The organism is Embleya sp. AB8 (assembly GCF_049739465.1).
In the GTDB taxonomy this organism is placed as follows: Bacteria; Actinomycetota; Actinomycetes; order Streptomycetales; family Streptomycetaceae; genus Embleya.
This window is the reverse complement of record NZ_JBMHHY010000003.1, coordinates 212,798-228,751: the sequence shown is the minus strand read 5'-3', so window position 1 is coordinate 228,751 and position 15,954 is coordinate 212,798. Positions and strand designations below refer to the sequence as shown.

The 15,954-nt window shown below is 71.9% G+C and carries 18 protein-coding genes; 8 read left to right on the top strand and 10 right to left on the bottom strand.

The genetic code is table 11. The features are described 5' to 3' along the window. Positions 1-63 precede the first annotated feature (63 nt). Both ABIA38_RS05810 and ABIA38_RS05805 read left to right on the top strand, forming a co-directional pair. On the top strand, positions 64-1,302 hold the full coding sequence (locus tag ABIA38_RS05810) for a cytochrome P450 (RefSeq protein WP_424637328.1): 1,239 nt from the start codon (positions 64-66) through the stop codon (positions 1,300-1,302). 300 nt (positions 1,303-1,602) lie between these two features. Further along, the gene (locus tag ABIA38_RS05805; RefSeq protein ID WP_424637497.1) at positions 1,603-2,052 is read left to right on the top strand and encodes an RICIN domain-containing protein; all 450 of its coding nucleotides are present in this window, start codon (positions 1,603-1,605) and stop codon (positions 2,050-2,052) included. A gap of 27 nt (positions 2,053-2,079) precedes the next feature. On the opposite strand, the gene ABIA38_RS05800 is transcribed toward ABIA38_RS05805, so the two are convergent. From ABIA38_RS05800 to ABIA38_RS05780, 5 genes are all read right to left on the bottom strand, one after another. Then, a complete protein-coding gene (locus ABIA38_RS05800) occupies positions 2,080-2,571 on the bottom strand; it encodes a GtrA family protein (protein ID WP_424637327.1) in 492 nt (163 codons plus the stop codon). 244 nt (positions 2,572-2,815) lie between these two features. Next, positions 2,816-4,039 (bottom strand): beta-ketoacyl-[acyl-carrier-protein] synthase family protein, encoded by a 1,224-nt coding sequence (locus tag ABIA38_RS05795; protein ID WP_424637326.1) that lies wholly within the window; start codon positions 4,037-4,039, stop codon positions 2,816-2,818. Positions 4,040-4,387: 348 nt separating this feature from the next. After that, a complete protein-coding gene (locus ABIA38_RS05790; RefSeq protein ID WP_424637325.1) occupies positions 4,388-4,561 on the bottom strand; it encodes a hypothetical protein in 174 nt (57 codons plus the stop codon). Positions 4,562-4,712: 151 nt separating this feature from the next. Next, positions 4,713-5,123 (bottom strand): DUF3037 domain-containing protein, encoded by a 411-nt coding sequence (locus ABIA38_RS05785; protein ID WP_424637324.1) that lies wholly within the window; start codon positions 5,121-5,123, stop codon positions 4,713-4,715. A gap of 5 nt (positions 5,124-5,128) precedes the next feature. Beyond that, positions 5,129-5,962, bottom strand: coding sequence for a HipA family kinase (locus tag ABIA38_RS05780; protein ID WP_424637323.1), 834 nt, complete (start codon positions 5,960-5,962; stop codon positions 5,129-5,131). A 74-nt stretch (positions 5,963-6,036) separates the two neighbouring features. Between ABIA38_RS05780 and ABIA38_RS05775 the strand changes: the two genes are divergently transcribed. The 3 genes from ABIA38_RS05775 (at position 6,037) to ABIA38_RS05765 (ending at position 8,632) form a co-directional block, all read left to right on the top strand. Next, positions 6,037-6,897 (top strand): ATP-grasp domain-containing protein, encoded by an 861-nt coding sequence (locus tag ABIA38_RS05775; protein ID WP_424637322.1) that lies wholly within the window; start codon positions 6,037-6,039, stop codon positions 6,895-6,897. Between the two features lie 171 nt (positions 6,898-7,068). After that, complete coding sequence (locus ABIA38_RS05770) at positions 7,069-7,572, top strand: MarR family winged helix-turn-helix transcriptional regulator (protein WP_424637321.1); 504 nt, start codon at positions 7,069-7,071, stop codon at positions 7,570-7,572. Positions 7,573-7,648: 76 nt separating this feature from the next. Beyond that, a complete protein-coding gene (locus ABIA38_RS05765) occupies positions 7,649-8,632 on the top strand; it encodes an NAD-dependent epimerase/dehydratase family protein (RefSeq protein ID WP_424637320.1) in 984 nt (327 codons plus the stop codon). Between the two features lie 18 nt (positions 8,633-8,650). Here ABIA38_RS05765 and ABIA38_RS05760 read toward each other — a convergent pair whose 3' ends face one another. Next, the gene (locus ABIA38_RS05760) at positions 8,651-9,226 is read right to left on the bottom strand and encodes a TetR/AcrR family transcriptional regulator (protein WP_424637319.1); all 576 of its coding nucleotides are present in this window, start codon (positions 9,224-9,226) and stop codon (positions 8,651-8,653) included. Positions 9,227-9,302: 76 nt separating this feature from the next. Between ABIA38_RS05760 and ABIA38_RS05755 the strand changes: the two genes are divergently transcribed. Beyond that, positions 9,303-9,791 carry a GNAT family N-acetyltransferase gene (locus ABIA38_RS05755; protein WP_424637318.1) on the top strand — a complete coding sequence of 163 codons (489 nt, stop codon included), beginning with the start codon at positions 9,303-9,305 and terminating at the stop codon, positions 9,789-9,791. A 69-nt stretch (positions 9,792-9,860) separates the two neighbouring features. Here the strand turns inward: ABIA38_RS05755 and ABIA38_RS05750 are convergent, their stop codons facing one another. Next, positions 9,861-10,289 carry an ATP-binding protein gene (locus tag ABIA38_RS05750; RefSeq protein WP_424637317.1) on the bottom strand — a complete coding sequence of 143 codons (429 nt, stop codon included), beginning with the start codon at positions 10,287-10,289 and terminating at the stop codon, positions 9,861-9,863. Positions 10,290-10,971: 682 nt separating this feature from the next. Here ABIA38_RS05750 and ABIA38_RS05745 point away from each other — a divergent pair. Both ABIA38_RS05745 and ABIA38_RS05740 read left to right on the top strand, forming a co-directional pair. After that, a complete protein-coding gene (locus ABIA38_RS05745) occupies positions 10,972-11,355 on the top strand; it encodes an ArsR/SmtB family transcription factor (RefSeq protein ID WP_424637316.1) in 384 nt (127 codons plus the stop codon). Continuing rightward, entirely contained in the window at positions 11,355-12,395 is a 1,041-nt protein-coding gene (locus ABIA38_RS05740) for a cation diffusion facilitator family transporter (protein ID WP_424637315.1), read from the top strand. The genes ABIA38_RS05745 and ABIA38_RS05740 overlap by 1 nt, the downstream gene beginning before the upstream one ends. A gap of 80 nt (positions 12,396-12,475) precedes the next feature. Here the strand turns inward: ABIA38_RS05740 and ABIA38_RS05735 are convergent, their stop codons facing one another. The 3 genes from ABIA38_RS05735 to ABIA38_RS05725 form a co-directional block, all read right to left on the bottom strand. Beyond that, entirely contained in the window at positions 12,476-13,210 is a 735-nt protein-coding gene (locus ABIA38_RS05735; RefSeq protein ID WP_424637496.1) for a type 1 glutamine amidotransferase, read from the bottom strand. Continuing rightward, positions 13,210-14,499 (bottom strand): MurT ligase domain-containing protein, encoded by a 1,290-nt coding sequence (locus ABIA38_RS05730; RefSeq protein WP_424637314.1) that lies wholly within the window; start codon positions 14,497-14,499, stop codon positions 13,210-13,212. The genes ABIA38_RS05735 and ABIA38_RS05730 overlap by 1 nt, the downstream gene beginning before the upstream one ends. 382 nt (positions 14,500-14,881) lie before the next feature. Continuing rightward, complete coding sequence (locus tag ABIA38_RS05725; protein ID WP_424637313.1) at positions 14,882-15,562, bottom strand: uracil-DNA glycosylase; 681 nt, start codon at positions 15,560-15,562, stop codon at positions 14,882-14,884. Positions 15,563-15,954 lie beyond the last annotated feature (392 nt).

Here is a 15,954-nt window from a genome sequence, read left to right as displayed (position 1 = left end):
GCACCCGTCCCCGGCCGGTTCCCGCGGCGACCTCGCACACCCTCCGGCAACGGGAGTTCCACCATGACGTGTCCGGTCCTCGACCACGGCTTCGACCCCACCGACCCCGACCTGTACACCACGCGCATCCCGCTCGACGAGTTCGCCGAGCTGCGCCGCACGTCCCCGGTGGTGTGGGTCCCGCAGACGCCCGAGGTGTCCAACTTCGGCGACGACGGCTACTGGCTGGTCACCCGGCACGCGGACGTCAAGGAGGTCTCCACCAAGCCGGAGATCTACTCGACGAACAAGAACACGGCGATCATCCGATTCGCCGAGGGCATGGACATGTCCAACATCGATGCGCAGAAGCTCATCATGATCAACATCGACCCGCCGGAGCACACCCGGCTGCGCAGCATCGTCCAGCGCGGCTTCACCCCCCGGGCGATCAACGCGCTGCAGGCCGCGCTGACCGAGCGCGCCGCGCAGATCGTCGCCGACGCCAAGCGCAAGGGCTCCGGCGACTTCGTCACCGAGGTCGCCTGTGAGCTGCCGTTGCAGGCGATCGCGGAGCTGATCGGCGTACCGCAGGCGGACCGCAAGAAGATCTTCGAGTGGTCGAACAAGATGCTCGGCTACGACGACCCGGAGTACGCCGAGTCCCAGGACGCGGGCGCGCAGGCCGCCGCCGAGTTGATGTTGTACTCGATGGGGATGGCCGAGGAGCGCAAGGCGTGCCCGGCGCAGGACATCGTCACCCGGCTGATCACCGCCGAATCCGACGGCAGCCTGTCCTCGGACGAATTCGGCTTCTTCGTACTGCTGTTGGCGGTGGCCGGCAACGAGACCACGCGCAACGCGATCACCCACGGGATGCTGGCGTTCTTCGACAACCCCGACCAGTGGGAGCTGTACAAGGCGGAGCGGCCGGAGACGGCGGCGGACGAGATCGTGCGCTACTCCTCGCCGGTGATGTCCTTCCAGCGCACCGCGACGCAGGACACCGTGCTGGGCGGGCAGGAGATCAAGGCGGGGCAGCGGGTCGGCATCTTCTACAGCTCGGCCAACTACGACGCGGACGTGTTCGAGAACCCGACCAGGTTCGACATCACCCGCAACCCGAACCCGCACCTGGGCTTCGGCGGCGGCGGCCCGCACTTCTGCCTGGGCGCGTCGCTGGCCCGGATGGAGATCAACCTGATGTTCAACGCCATCGCCGACGCGATGCCCGACATCACGAAGGCCGCCGAGCCTCGGCGGCTGCGGCACGCGTGGATCAACGGCATCAAGGAACTCCAGGTCGACTACACGGGGAAGTAGCCCACACCCGGCCCCAGATCAGGCGCCGTCCGCTACGGGAGCAGCGGGCGGCGCCATTTTGCGCGTGGCTCACCCGGCGGATTCGGGCGATTCAGCGGATTCGGCCAGCGGATCACCGAGTTGCCGGCGCTGTCCGTCCACCCGGTGAAGCCGAAGTCACCCGCCTGAATGTGCCGACGCGCGGCCTCGTCGTCTTCCTGGGTCTCCGGCGGGACCGTGGCGGTAGCCGGCGTGCGAGGTGTCGGAGGGGCGTGCCAGGGTGGTTGGTTCAAGATCGTGGACGGTGGCGAGGGGCGCGGCGTGGGTGGTATCGACGAGGGTGTGTACGTGGTGCGCAACGTGCACAGCGGGCTGGTGCTCGAGGTCGAGGGAGGCCGGACCGGCAGCGGGGCCAATGTGTGTCAGGGCGTCGAGGACGGCACCGCCGCGCAACACTGGCGGATCGGCGCCGTGCACCCGGGCGGCGCGGTCTACCACCTGGAACACGTCGCCGGTGGCAAGCGGCTCGACGTGAGCGGGGCCTCCGTGGAGAACGGGGCCAACGTACAGCTGTGGCGGGCCAACAATTTCGGCGCGCAGGAGTGGATCCTGGAGCAGCACCCGGATGCGCCGGGTCGGGTCACGCTGATCAACTACGTCAGTGGACTGCTCCTGGAGGTCGCCGACCACGGCACCGAACCGGGCGGGAACGTACGCCAATGGGAGGACACCGACCACCCCTCGCAGTGGTGGTCGCTCGAGCCTCGCTGAGCCGCCGCCGAGTTGCCGCGCCCGGGGCTAGGCCGCGGCGATGACCTGGGCGCGGGCGAGTGCCCGCACCGGGCGTGGGCGGGTGCCGGGGCGGGTGAAGACGAACAGGCGCAGGACCGCGAATCGGCCGATCCCGGCCAGGCCGGACGCGCCCAGGTAGACGCCCTGTTGGACCAGGACACCCGCGCCCGGGGCGACCGTGTGCAGGCCGAGCACGGCGGCGGTGGTGAACAGATACGCGACCACCGCGCTCAGCGCCGACTGGCCGTGCGCGCGCAATCCGGCCCGGCCGCCGCCGAAGGTGTACCGGCTGTGCAACTCGGTGGCCGCCACGGTGGAGATCACGGTCACGAACGCGTTGGCGACCGCGATCGGCATCGTCCCGGTCAGCACGACCAGCGCCCCCGAGGACGCGATCCCGGTACCGCCACCGAAGGCCACGAAGCGCGCGAAGGCGGCGATCGAACCGGACTTCGCGACCCGGCCGGCGGCCTCGTCGGTGTGTTTTCCCCTGCTCACGGTAGTCCCCGTGCTCTTCATGTCTGTCAGCCTGGCAACGAATGAGGCAAGCGAGATTCCTGATTCCGCTGATGCGGATGAGTTTCTCGACAAAGTCATCGTCCCACATCCTGGTGGACCAACTACCACCACCGCACCCGATTTTCGTCGGCGCCCACCGCGCCCGGATCCGGACGCACCCGACCCCGGTCGGACCGCCTGCGCGGCGGACGACCGGGGTCGGTGGACTGTGGTGTCCCGAAGGTCAGTTGGCGGCGGTGAACACCAACGCGGCGTTGTGGCCGCCGAAACCGAACGCGTTGGCCACCGCCACCTTGACGGGGCCCACCCGGGATTCCTTGGCGACCACGTCCAGGTCGATGTCGGGGTCCTGGGAGTCGAGGTTGATCGTGGCCGGGATGACGCCGTCGCGCACCGCCGACACCGCCGCGACCGCGGCGATCGAGCCGGCCGCGCCGCACAGGTGGCCGAGCATCGACTTGATCGCGGTGACCGCCGCGTGCGTACCGATCGCCTGGGTGATCGAGGCCGCCTCCAGGACGTCGCCCGCCGGGGTCGAGGTCGCGTGCGCCTGGATGTGGTCCACGTCCGCGCCGGTGACCCCCGCCTCGGCCATGGCCAGCCGCAGGGCCCGGACCTGGCCCGGGCCGTAGCCGGCGGTGATGTGGTTGGCGTCCGAGGTGACTCCCGCGCCGGCCAGGTGCGCGTGCACGAACGCCCCGCGCGCCGCCGCGAATTCGGCCCGCTCCAGGACCAGCAGCGCGGCCCCCTCGCTCATCACGAATCCGCTGCGCCCGGCGTCGAAGGGCCGCGAGGCGGTGGTCGGGTCGCCGTCGTGCCGAGACAGCGCGCCCGCCTGGGCGAAGCCCGCGATCGGCAGCGGACCTATCGTCGCCTCGGCGCCGCCCGCGATCACCACGTCGGCGCGACCGAGCCGGATCAGGTCGAGCGCGTAGGCGATCGCCTCCGAGCCCGACGCGCACGCGCTGACCGGGGTGTACGCACCGGCCCGCGCGCCGAACTCCATGCTCACCTGCGCCGCCGGCCCGTTGGGCATCAACATCGGCACGGTGTGCGGCGACACCCGGCGCACCCCGGACGCGGCCAGCACGTCGTGCTGCGCGAGCATCGTCATCGCGCCGCCCATGCCGGTGCCGACCACCACCGCGAACCGCTCCGGCTCGACCGTCGGCGCGCCCGCGTCCGCCCACGCCTCGCGCGCCGCCACCAGGGCGGCCTGCTGACATCGGTCCAGGCGTCGGGCCCGAACCCGGTCCAGCACCGTCTCCGGGCACACCCGCATGCGCCCGGCGATCTTGACCGGCAGATCGGCCGCCCACGGATCCGCCAGGGTGTCGATTCCCGACTCGCCCGCGAGGAGGGCCGCCCACGTGGACGGCACGTCCCCGCCCAACGGCGTGGTCGCGCCCATCCCCGTCACCACCACATCGGTCTTGCCGAGCGTCATAAAACGCACCCCAGCTCTGTCGAAGCCTTGTGGAAACACGACACCGGTGACCCACTCGCGCTCGCGCGTCGGCCACTTGATCCGCAACGCTGTCAGGGAATGATCGGCGGGCGGGTATCGACACCGATAAAGAGGACGTCCTAATACTTGTGGAGACTCGACAACCGACCGGTAACCGACCCAGCCCCGCAAAGGGGATCGAGGCGGCGGATATCCGTCGATATCCCCTCGGTCGCGGGCACTCCGGAGGTGGCCGCGGGCGGCCCCGGCGGCTCGGCGGGCGCCGGGCAGCGGATGGGCGCTATGGCCTACTTCGGCACGCCGAGCTCCGGGCGCGGCCCCGATCGGTCATACGCCCCGATCGGTGGCCACCAACAGCCCGGTGACGATGGCCAGCAGCGACCACACCAACCACGTCCAGGCGACCGGGTCGTAGACCGCGCTGTACAGACCCAGGACGGTCAGCAGCACCAGCGTGCAGACCACCATGCCCCGACTCTGTGGACCGTACGTACGGAGCATCGTCGCCTCCAGCCTCGGGGCCCGGGAAGACACGAACCGGTGCTGGGCACGGTAGCGCAGCAGGTCCCGCCACCGACAGATCGCGGCAGGTGACAACCCGGCCGGCAACCCGGGTCGGCACCCACGGCGCCGATCGTGACTCACCGCATCGTCACAACACCAGGAGATCGAAGAGCCGATCCAGATCCGCGGCCGGATTCGCGGTCAACCCCCCGTGTACCGGGCCCGGTTGCACGATCGTGCTGCGCGGCGCGGTCAGCCAGCGAAACCGCCGCCCGACCGGCTCGGCCCCCGGCGCGCCGGCCGCCTCGCTGCCCGCGCACACCAACTCCCATGCGGCCAGCACCGCTCGGGCCTGGCTGACATCGGCCTCCGGGTCGAGCGCGCACAGCCTGGACTGCTCGACGTGGGTCCGCGCGCCCAGGAAACCGAATGCCTGGCTGTACAGCGCGACGCCGACGTTCAGGCATTCGCCGCGCTCCACCCGCGGTACCAGACGGATGACCGAGTACTCGAAGAACTCGCGCCGCGTGGTCGTGGTCGTGGTCGTCACGGTCACCATCACCATCACCTGAGCCAATCGGGACGGTTCGACGGCTGCGCGAGACCCTGTCGCGCGCTCACCTCGGGCGTGATCTCCGGCAGCCAGGTACGCGGCGCGGCGGCCCGGGCCAGCAGGTGCGCGATGTATGCCGCACGCAGCGCGTCCGGATCGTCGAGGCCGAGCGCACGTTCGGCGTCACCCGGTGCCAGCCACTCGTCCGGGACCAGGGCGAGCACCTCGGTGAGCAACTCGCGGGTGATCCGCGGCGCCAGTTCGGCATCGGCCTTGACCAGGCCCGGGCCGGCGAGCGCGGCCAGCACGTGGTCCGACGCGTCGAACGGGCGGGTCGCGGCGGCACCGGCGGCCTGCCACGCGTGGTGGAACCACAGCGCGGCGCCGTGGTCGATCAGCCACAACCGGCCGTGCCACACCAGCAGGTTCGGGTTGCGCCACGAGCGGTCCACATTCGAGGTGAACGCGTCCAGCCACAACACGCGCGCCGCCAGTTCGGGGTCCGGCTCCCACGTGGCGGGGGTGAAGTCGGCCGAGCCGGGCAGGAAGTCCATCCCCAGGTTCAGCCCGGCACTGGCCTGGACCAGCTCCTGGACCTCCTGATCCGGCTCGCCGCGCACGATCACCGGATCCACCTCGACCCGCACCAGGGCCGGCACCGGCAACCCGAGCCGGCGCGCCAGCTCGCCCACCACGACCTCGGCGACGAGCACCTTGGGGCCCTGCCCGGCACTGCGGAACTTCACGACGTAGGTGCCCAGATCGTCGGCCTCGACGAGCCCGGGCAGCGAACCACCCTCACGCATGGGCGTGACGTAACGAATGGCATGGACCAGGGGAAGCATGCCCGAACCATGCCACGTGGCCGATTCGGAAAAACACTCGCCCCGCCGTACCCGCACCCGACACCCTGACCCGCATGACCACCCCCGACCGCGTCCTGATCCTCGCCCCACGCAGCACCGACACCGACCGGGCCCTGACGAGCGCCGCGCACCGCCGCGACCTGCCGGTACGGCGCCTGCACACCTGGCGCGCACCGGCGGACCTGGTCGGCACCCGCGCACACCTGTACGCGGGCCCCCTGTTCGCGGACGCGTTGGCGCGCGAGCTGGACCTGGGCCTGCTGGAGGCGCCCGAGGACTGGTTGGCGAACCTGCCGCGCGAGCTGACCCGGCGGGAGGTCACCGCGACCACGCTCGGGCACGCGTGGACGCTGCGCCGGCCGATGTTCGTCAAGCCGCCCAACGACAAGTCGTTCGCGGCGAAGGTGTACCGGGACGGCACCGGGCTGCCCGGCAGCGACGCGGCGGACCCGGACACGGTGGTGCTGGTCAGCGAGGCGATCACGTTCCGGGCCGAGTATCGGCTGTTCTGCCTGGACGGAGTCGTGCACGCGGCGTCGCGCTACGCGGTGGCGGGCGACCTGGACATCGCCCCGATCCGGGCCTGCGCGCAGGGCCGGGACGCGCTCGCGTTCGGTGCGGACGTGCTCGCCGCCGCCGGCGCCGAACTGCCGTCGGCGATCGTGGTGGACGTGGGCGACACGGACCTGGGCTGGGCGGTGGTGGAGGCCAACGCGGCCTGGGCGTCCGGGGGATACGCGGCCGACATCGACCGGGTGCTGGACGTCGTGCTGCGCGCGGGCGGCCCGCGTCGGGAGCAGGCCCCGCGCGACACGCCCTTCGTGCGGCCGGCCCCGGTGATCGAACGATCCGCCCCCGAGCCGCGTCCCACCACTCGGCGCGTCAGCGCCCACGACTCGGGCCCGCCCAAGTGATCGACGCGCGAAGCGCGGAGAGCGGCGGAGCCGCCAGGTTGGACGGTGTGGCCCGGAGCGAAGCGGAGGGACACGCCGTCCCTCGGGAGCCGCCCGAATAGGCAGCCGGGGCTGAGGCGACAATGGGGTACCCGGATCCGATCGGATCCCGCTACCCGGGACGTGACACGCGTGAGTTCGCCGGAATCCAGCTCGGCGCCCATCGGCGAACTGTTCATGCGCCTGGCCAAGCGCATCCGGATCCGCGCCGGCCGCGAGCTTGCCCCGCTCGGGCTCACCCCCGCGCAGGCGCACGCGATGAAGGTGCTCGCGCACGCCGGGGAGCCGCTGCGGATGGCGGATCTGGCGGCGCGCCTGGAGATCGTGCCGCGTTCGGCGACCACCGTGGTGGACGACCTGGCCGCGCGTGGGCTGGTCCGGCGCAGTACCTCCGAGCTGGATCGGCGGGCGACGCTGGTCGAGCCGACCGAGCAGGGGCGGGCCGAGCTGCGCCGGATCCGGGCGATTCGACAGGGCGCGGGCGCGGCCGTGTTCGAACGGCTCGGCGAGGCCGACCGGGCGGAACTGCTGCGGTTGTTGCGGCTGTTGGACCGGGAGCTGGCGGAGCAGGACGCGGCGGAGTCGACGGGCCGCGAGGACTCGGGCCGGCCGTGTCCGCGCGGGGCGGTCGGCTGAGCCGCTTACGCTGAGAGCGAATCCGCCCACAGCGGAGGTGGTTCCCCGAACCGGTGTGCACGGGCAGAGTCGGATCATGAGAATTCTGATTCTGGGTGGCAGCGAGTTCGTGGGCCGGGCCGTCACCGACGAGGCGCTCGCCCGCGGCTGGGAGGTGACCGCGTTCAACCGGGGTCGATACGAACTTCCGGACGGCGTGCGCGCGTTGGTCGGCGATCGGACCACCGAGGGCGGCCTGGCCGCGTTGGCCGACGGCGAGTGGGACGTGGTCCTGGACACCTGGAGCGCCGCCCCGCGTGTGGTCCGCGACTCGGCGAACCTGCTGGCCGACCGGGCCGGGCGCTACGTCTACATCTCCAGTTGCTCGGTGTACGAGTACCCGACAGCCGCCGGGCTCGGCGAGGAGGCCCCGCTGGTCGAGGCCGAGCCCGACGATGGCGAGGTGGCCTACCCCCGGGCCAAGCGCGGCGCCGAGATCGCCGTCGAGCAGGCCTTCGGCGACCGGTACGTGCACGCGCGCGCGGGCCTGATCCTGGGCCCGCGCGAGAACATCGGCCGACTCCCGTGGTGGCTGAACCGGATCGCCCGCGGCGGCCCGGTGCCGGCCCCCGGCCCGCGGGATTCGCAGTTGCAGTACATCGACGCCCGCGACCTGGCTGCCTGGTCCCTGGACGCCGCCGAGGCGGGCCGCTCCGGTGGCTACAACCTGATCGGTCCGAGCGGCCACACCACCATGGGCGAACTGCTCGACCTGTGCGTGCGGGTCACCGGCTCCGATGCCGAGCTGCGCTGGACCGACGCCGACACGATCCTGGCCGCCGGCGTCGAACCCTGGATCGAACTGCCGATCTGGGTCCCCCCGGGCGAGGACTACGACAGCATCCACCGCCGCGACGTCCGCAAGGCACTGGCCGCCGGCCTGCGTGTGCGCCCGGTCGCGGAAACCGTCGCCGACACCTGGACGTGGCTGCAATCGGTACACGGCATCGTCCCCCAGCGCCCGGACCGCCCGGTCGTCGGCCTGCCCCCGGAAAAGGAGGCCAAGCTCCTGGCGGGCTGAGCGGCGCGGCGCCCGCCGTCAGTCGGTCGGGGCCGTCGGGAGGGTCCGGTCCAGGAAGGTGGTCCAGGCCGAGTGGATGCGTCGGTGGTCCTCCGGGGTGCTCGCCGCCACGTGGTCCAGGAGGAGGCCCCGGAGGACGGCCAGGACGAGGGTCGGCGGGACGTTGTGGTCGGCCAGGACTCGGCTCAGTGGCGGGAGCCATTCGTCGAGGGATCTGGTGGCGAAGTCGGACCAGGGAGCTTCGCCGTTGAAGGAGTGCACGTAGCCGTCGAAGAACAGGCGTAGGGCGCCTCGGCGTTCGGGGGCCATCAGCCAGGTCCACAGGTGGTCGAGGGTTTCCCGGGCCGAGCCCGGGTGGTCGTCGGCGCGCTCGATCAGGGTCAGTTGTTCGGCTCGGCCGGCGTTCAGGATCTCCTGGACCAGGCCGTCCTTCGAGCCGAACAGGTAGAGCAGGACGCGCGGGCTGGAGCCGATCGCCTGGGCCAGCGGGCGAAGCGAGAGATCGGCCAGGCCGTGTTCGGCGACATAGGTCACGCTCGCGGCGAGCAGTTCGTCGCGGCGGGCCGAGGTGGGGGGTTTCGCGGCGGTGGGCATCTGCCTATCCTCTACTGAAACGACTGTTTCAGTAGAGGGGTTTCCAGATATGGATTCGGCATCGACGGAGCACGCCGTGCACATTCGGGAGGCGACGCGGCCCGGGGACCTGGGGGCCGTGGCCGCGTTGCACGGGGTGCTGTACAGCGACGAATACGGGATGGACGCCACCATGGAGGCCGGAGTCGCCGCCGGCATGGCCGAACTGGTGCTGGCCCGGGCTCGGGAAGGGGGCGACGGGCCCGGGCGGATGTGGGTGGCCGAGGGTGCGGGGCGGGTGCTCGGGGCGGTGGGGCTCACTCGGGAGGAGGGCGGGTGGACCCGGTTGCGCTGGGTGGTCCTGGATCCGGCGGCCCGGGGGCAAGGCGTCGGCCGGGCGCTCCTGGACACCGCGTTGGCCGAGGCCCGGCGGCGCGAGGCGGTCGGCGTGTACCTCTGGACGATCGCCGGGCTGAGCGCCTCCAGGTACCTGTACGACCGGGCCGGGTTCACGCTCACCGAGGAACACCCCGCCCGTTTCTGTGGGATCGACGCCGTCGAGCAGCGGTTCGAGCTGAAGTTGTGACTCCCGCGCGCTCCGCTTCGCCCGGTCGAGCCGGGGCCGGCCGCCACTCGCGCCGACGTGCCGCCGGACTCAGCGCAGCGGCAGGGTGACCCACACCGTCTTGCCGCCGCCGGCATCCGGCTGGATCCCCGCGTATCCGCCGGCCTCCGTGACCAGGGCCTTGACGATCAGCAGGCCCCGCCCGCTGTCGTCGTCGACCGTCTGCAACAGGGCCTTGGGGCAGAACGGGTGTCGATCGTGCACCCCCACCTGCACGCCGCCCTCGGCCGTGCCACGCACCGTGACCGCGATCGCGGGGGTCAACACCCCCGCGTGCCGGACCGCGTTGGTCACCAGCTCGGACACGACCAGACGCAGGGTGTCCACCAGATCGCCGTGGGCGGGCATGCCCCACCCGACGGCGATCGCGACCACCTTGCGCCGAGCCGCGGACACCTCCGCCTCGTGCGGCGGCAGATCGAACCGACACACCGGATGGGCATCGTTGAGCACGGTCATACCGCGCCTCCCGAGCCGGTGGCGGTGACGCGATGGACGGACACGGCACCGTTGCGGCGCCTGGCGTGACTCATGATGTCCCCGATGGCGGGTGTACGGATCTTCCGAGGGAATTCCCTCGGAGCGTACCGATTCCGACACCGACCGCGTCCGGGTTGCGACACTTTCACACGCCGCTCGGCGGGGCGTTCGGGGGCGTACGCCGGCGAAACGCCCTGGCGAGCGCGCCGCCCACGCACAGCGCGCGCCAGGGGCGGCCGGCCCGGGTCCACCCTTACGCGTGACACCCGCCCCGCGCGCCCCCGCCCGGCGCCCACTCCGGGATCGGCCGGGGCCGCCGGAGTGCGCGGCCGTGCCGTGGCCGAAGGTACGCCGGTCTCCGCCGGGTGCGGCCGAACCGGCACCTCGACATGCTCGCCGGGCCGGCCCGACGGGTCGGCTTCGCGGCGGGCACACCCGCGAAACCGACCCGACCGGTGCTCAGCGCCGCCGCGTCCACACCGCCCGCCGCGATCCACGCGCCCGCGCCCTCCCGTCGGCGCGATTCGGTCGGTGTCCCCGCTTGCGGATCGATACCCCCGACCCCTATCTTTCTTCCCGTGCTCGTATGAAGAGCTGTTCAGACGTTACGATGTCGGAGTCGACGTGAAATGGGCATGGACGTGAGGACGGAGGTGGCCCGATGGCGCAGCCGGTGAACGCCGATCTGGTGGACTCGGTGCGGTCGCGGCTTCCCGACGGGCCGCATCTGGCGGAGACCGCCGATGTGTTCGCCCTCCTCGGCGATCCGGGGCGGTTGACCCTGCTGGTCGCCCTTCTGGAGGGCGAGTTGTGCGTACGCGACCTGGCCGCCGCGTGCGGGCAGGGCGAGTCGGCGGTCTCGCACCAGTTGCGGCTGCTGCGCGCACACCAGGTGGTGACGGTGCGGCGGGCGGGCCGGATGGCCTACTACCGCCTCGCGGACGCCCACGTACGTCTGCTTCTGGACGTGGCGCTGGCGCACATCGGCCACGCGCCCGCCACCGATCACATCGGCTGCGCGACCGAGATCCCCGGAGGGGCCTGATGACCACCCGCGAGAACGAGAACGCCGCCGGGAAACCGGCGGCGGAGCACGCGGACCATGGCGAACACGACGGGCACGACGGGCACGACCACGGCGGGTCCGGGCACGCCGGTCATTCGCACGGGGTGGCCGCGGACGCGGATCGGCGCTACCTGACCGCAGCACTCGTGCTGATCGGCGCGTTCATCGTCATCGAGGTCACGGTCGGCATCCTGGCCGGTTCCCTGGCGCTGATCACCGACGCCGGCCACATGGTCACCGACGCGTTCGCGATCGGCCTGGCGCTGGTGGCGATGCGGCTCGCGGCCCGGCCGGCGCGGGGCCGTTGGACGTACGGGTTCAAGCGCGCGGAGATCCTGTCCGCGCAGATCAACGGCATCACATTCCTGGTCCTGGCGGTGTGGTTCACCTACGAGGCGATCCGCCGGCTGATCGCGCCGCCGGACGTCGAGGGCGGCCTGGTGATCGTCACCGCCGCGGTCGGCATCGTGATCAACGTGGTCGCGGCGTGGCTGATCTCCCGGGCCAACCGGTCCAGCCTCAACGTCGAGGGCGCCTACCAGCACATCCTCAACGACCTGTGGGCGTTCATCGCCACGCTGGTCTCCGGCGTCGTGGTACTGACCACCGGCTTCGCCCGCGCGGACGCGATCGCCTCGCTGATCGTCGCCGCGCTGATGCTCAAGTCCGGTATCACGCTGGTCCGCGAATCGTGGCGGATCTTCCTGGAGGCCGCACCGACCGGCATCGACCCGGACGCGGTCGGTACGGATCTGGCCTCGGTCGACGGTGTCACCGAGATCCACGACCTGCACATCTGGACCATCACGTCCGGCTTCCCGGCGCTGTCCGCCCACGTACTGGTCGAGCCCGGCGACGACTGCCACCGGGTCCGGGACCGACTCCAGGGGCGGCTGCGCGAGCGGTACGCGATCACCCACACGACGCTTCAGGTCGACCACGCCGACCCGGCGGTGCTGGCCATCGGCAGCACGCGCGCGCACTGCGAGGATCCGCACGGCGCGGTGCACACGCGCTGACGCTCCCACGCGCACGATGGACAAGGGGCCCGGATACCGCTCGATCGGCGGTATCCGGGCCCCTTGCCTTGGTACCGGCCTCAGTTCGAGGCGGCGGCCCGTACCGTGCGCAGGCGTTCGGAGCGGAGCTGCTCGTGCCAGTGGTCGCCGAGCGGGGTCAGCGGTACGCCGGTGGCCCAGGTGAGCAGCAGGTCGGCGAGCGCCGGGTTGCGGGACAGCACCGGGCCGTGCATGTACGTGCCGATCACCCGACCCGCGTAGGCACCCTCGGTGCCGTCGCCGGTGCCGTTGCCGTTGCCGTGGGTGACCTTGGCCAGCGGCTTGGCGCCGGGGCCGACGTGGGTGACGCCCTGGTGGTTCTCGAACCCGGACAACACCGGCAGCCCCAGTGCCGGGTCGACCTCGGCCAGCACCTCGCCGACACAGCGCTTCCCGGGCGCGCCGCGGCCGGAGCGTACGTCCAGCAGGCCCAGGCCCGCCTCGGGCTGGTCCAGGTCGTCGATGAACTCGTTGCCGATGATCTGGTAGCCGGCACACACCGCGAGCAGCGCGGCGCCCGCGCCGACGGCGGTGGCCAGGCCCGGGTCGCGGCGCAGCCGCTCGGCGGCCAGGCGCTGCGGACGGTCCTCGCCGCCGCCGATCAGGTAGATGTCCCCGGAGGTGGGCACGGCCTGGTCGGAGCGCACGTCCACGCGCTCGACCTCGATGCCGCGCAGCTGCGCACGGCGCTCCACGATCAGCGCGTTGCCCTGGTCGCCATATGTGCTGAGCAGGTCCGGGTAGATCCAGACCAGGCGCAGCCTGCTCTCACCGATCATGCCTGTGCCGCTTCCTTGATCGTCTTGCGCAGCTGTTGGAACGCCGTGTAGTTGGCGATGACCTCGATCTGGCCCGGCGGGCAGGCCGCGACCGCCTGGGCGGCCGTCTCGAAGACCTGGAACTGAAGGCCCGCGACCTCCAGCCGCACCGCGAGGTCGAGGCGGCGCTGACCGAGTACGAACAGCGGGCGGCCGGCGAGCTGGGTGAAGTCGACGTCCCAGATCCAGGAGGTGTCCTTGCCGTCCGCGTCCAGCGCGTTGACGGACAGGATGACCGGGGTCGGCGGGGGGTCGATCAGGGAGAACGTCTCGACCCAGCCGGCCGGGTTCTTGGCCAGCAGCAGCCGGAGCTTGCGGCCCTTGTAGTCGACCACGTCGTAGCGGCCGGCCACGGCGGTCACGTGCTTCATCCGCTCCAGGGCGGCCTCGACCGGGACACCGAACAGGGACGCTATGGCGGCGGCGGTGACCGCGTTGGCGCGGTTGGCCCGGCCGGGCAGCTGCAGGTGCAGCGGCCAGATGCGGCCGTCGGGGTCGACCATCCGCTCGCCGGCGAGCGACCAACTCGGGGACGGGCGGCGGAAGTCGCACTGCGAGCAGAACCAGTCCTCGCCGGGACGCTGCATCACGCCACCGCACTGCGGGCAGGACCAGGAGTCCTCCTGCCAGGTCTGCCCGGCGGCGACCCACAACACGTCCTTGCTGGAGGAGGCGGCCCACACGATCAGCGGGTCGTCGGCGTTGGCGACCACGATCGCGTCGCGCCCGCGCAGGCCCTCGCGCCACTTCTCGGCCAGCATTCGAGTCTCCGCGGCCCGGTCGAGTTGGTCGCGGGAGAGGTTGAGCAGCGCGATCGCGACCGGGTCGGAGTCGCGGGCGACGCCGGCGAGGTACTTCTCGTCCACCTCGATCACGCCGTAGCGGGCCTCGTTGCCCGCGCCGGCGAGGGCGGAGGTGATGCCCGCCGGCATGTTCGCGCCCAGCGCGTTGGACACCACGGGACCCGCGGCGCGCATCGCCTCGGCGACCAGGCGGGTGGTGGTGGTCTTGCCGTTGGTGCCGGAGATCAGCACCACCTGCAGGCCCACGGACAACTGCGCGAGCAGGTCCGGGGCGAGCCGCAGGGCGAGCTTGCCGCCGATCACCGAACCGCTGCCCTTGCCGGCGCGTCGCGAGATGGCCGCGGTCACCCGACTCGCGGTGATCGCCAATTTGGAACGCGGCGGCAACGCCTCGGAGGAGCGCTGCGGCGCACCCCCCTGGCCGGGAACGCTATTGCCTGACATCGAAGAAGGTTCCTCCAAGCGACGGCCCCGACCGGCGGTGGCCCATGACCGGTTGTACCGGCGGCCACCCTATCCAGATCGGGTGCGGTCCCGTTGCTGGTGACGGGGAGTGATGGATGATTGCGGTGAGTGATGGCGGGTCGGTCGACCTTGCCTGCTGCGCCGGCGCCCCCGGCGTCGCGGCGCGGTTGGCTGCGCGGACGCGGTGCGGACCCGGTCCTGCCCGCCCGCCTGCTTGTCGGCCTGCTTCGCTCGCGGCCCGGCCCGGCCCCCGGACCGGTCAGTCTTGGCGCCGGCGACGCGCGCTCGGGTTGGGCCCGGGGTTGCTACCGAAGCGACTCGGGCCCACTCGGCATCGTTACGGCAGCGCCGCTGCGCCCCCCTACGGCAGGCGCCAGTCGACCGGTTGGGCGCCCTGGGCGGCGAGAAGTTCGTTGGTGCGGGAGAACGGGCGGGAGCCGAAGAAGCCGCCGGAGGCCGACATCGGGGACGGGTGGGCCGATTCGACCACCGCCGCGCCCGGGCCGAGGAGGGGACGGGCGTTGCGGGCGTCGCGGCCCCACAGGATCGACACCAGTGGCGTGCCGCGCTCGGCGAGCGCCCTGATGGCCTGCTCGGTGACTTCCTCCCAGCCCTTGCCGCGATGTGCGGCAGGCCGGCCGGGGGCGGTGGTCAGGGCTCGGTTCAGCAGCAGTACGCCCTGGGCGGCCCACGGGGTCAGGTCACCGTTGGTCGGCGTGGGGAGGTCCAGGTCGCGGCTCATCTCGGTGAAGATGTTGATCAGCGAACCCGGCAGCGGCCGTACCTCGGGCGCGACCGAGAAGCTCAGTCCCACCGCGTGTCCGGGATTGGGATAGGGATCCTGACCCACGATCAGCACTCGTACGTCCGCGAACGGCTGGGTGAACGCCCGCAGTACGTTCGCACCCGCCGGCACGTATCGCCGCCCGGCGGCAATCTCTCCTCGCAGAAAGTCGCCCATGGCGGCCACTCGACCCGCCACGGGTTCCAGGGCCTTGGCCCATCCTGCCTCGACAATTTCGCCCAACGGCCGCGCAACCATGGGACTTGAGCATAGGGCAAACGGGTGACACCCCAGTGCGCCGGAGGCACGGGCGTCAGGGGAGGCCCGGCGGGGGCGGGTCGCGGCGCAGCCGGTTCCGGGCAGGGCGGGACGTGGTGGGAACGGCTGGGCCCGGGTGGTGAGTTCGGCGTGGACTCCGGGTGAGCGGCGCGGCGCGAGGTGGTGGGTGGTGGGCCCGCGTCGGCGGCGGAGCGCTCGGCCGGTGATTGGGCTGTGTGGGTTGTTGCGTCGCCGGTGCTCGGTGGCCCGACGGGCGGTGCGGTGCGGCGTGGCGGTTCGGGCACACGACGGCGCGGCGTGACAGGGCAGGACTTGACCTGTCACGGCGGTGGGCGCCGAACGGATACTCCGTTGAACCAAACCATTTGGTG

Bases quoted from the DNA above. Each gene is read 5' to 3' on its own strand.
- ABIA38_RS05810 (WP_424637328.1), top strand. From the start codon at position 64: ATGACGTGTCCGGTCCTCGACCACGGCTTCGACCCCACCGACCCCGAC.
- ABIA38_RS05795 (WP_424637326.1), bottom strand. From the start codon at position 4,039: ATGACGCTCGGCAAGACCGATGTGGTGGTGACGGGGATGGGCGCGACC.
- ABIA38_RS05790 (WP_424637325.1), bottom strand. From the start codon at position 4,561: ATGCTCCGTACGTACGGTCCACAGAGTCGGGGCATGGTGGTCTGCACG.
- ABIA38_RS05785 (WP_424637324.1), bottom strand. From the start codon at position 5,123: ATGGTGACCGTGACGACCACGACCACGACCACGCGGCGCGAGTTCTTC.
- ABIA38_RS05780 (WP_424637323.1), bottom strand. From the start codon at position 5,962: ATGCTTCCCCTGGTCCATGCCATTCGTTACGTCACGCCCATGCGTGAG.
- ABIA38_RS05775 (WP_424637322.1), top strand. From the start codon at position 6,037: ATGACCACCCCCGACCGCGTCCTGATCCTCGCCCCACGCAGCACCGAC.
- ABIA38_RS05765 (WP_424637320.1), top strand. From the start codon at position 7,649: ATGAGAATTCTGATTCTGGGTGGCAGCGAGTTCGTGGGCCGGGCCGTC.
- ABIA38_RS05760 (WP_424637319.1), bottom strand. From the start codon at position 9,226: ATGCCCACCGCCGCGAAACCCCCCACCTCGGCCCGCCGCGACGAACTG.
- ABIA38_RS05750 (WP_424637317.1), bottom strand. From the start codon at position 10,289: ATGACCGTGCTCAACGATGCCCATCCGGTGTGTCGGTTCGATCTGCCG.
- ABIA38_RS05745 (WP_424637316.1), top strand. From the start codon at position 10,972: ATGGCGCAGCCGGTGAACGCCGATCTGGTGGACTCGGTGCGGTCGCGG.
- ABIA38_RS05740 (WP_424637315.1), top strand. From the start codon at position 11,355: ATGACCACCCGCGAGAACGAGAACGCCGCCGGGAAACCGGCGGCGGAG.
- ABIA38_RS05730 (WP_424637314.1), bottom strand. From the start codon at position 14,499: ATGTCAGGCAATAGCGTTCCCGGCCAGGGGGGTGCGCCGCAGCGCTCC.
- ABIA38_RS05725 (WP_424637313.1), bottom strand. From the start codon at position 15,562: ATGGTTGCGCGGCCGTTGGGCGAAATTGTCGAGGCAGGATGGGCCAAG.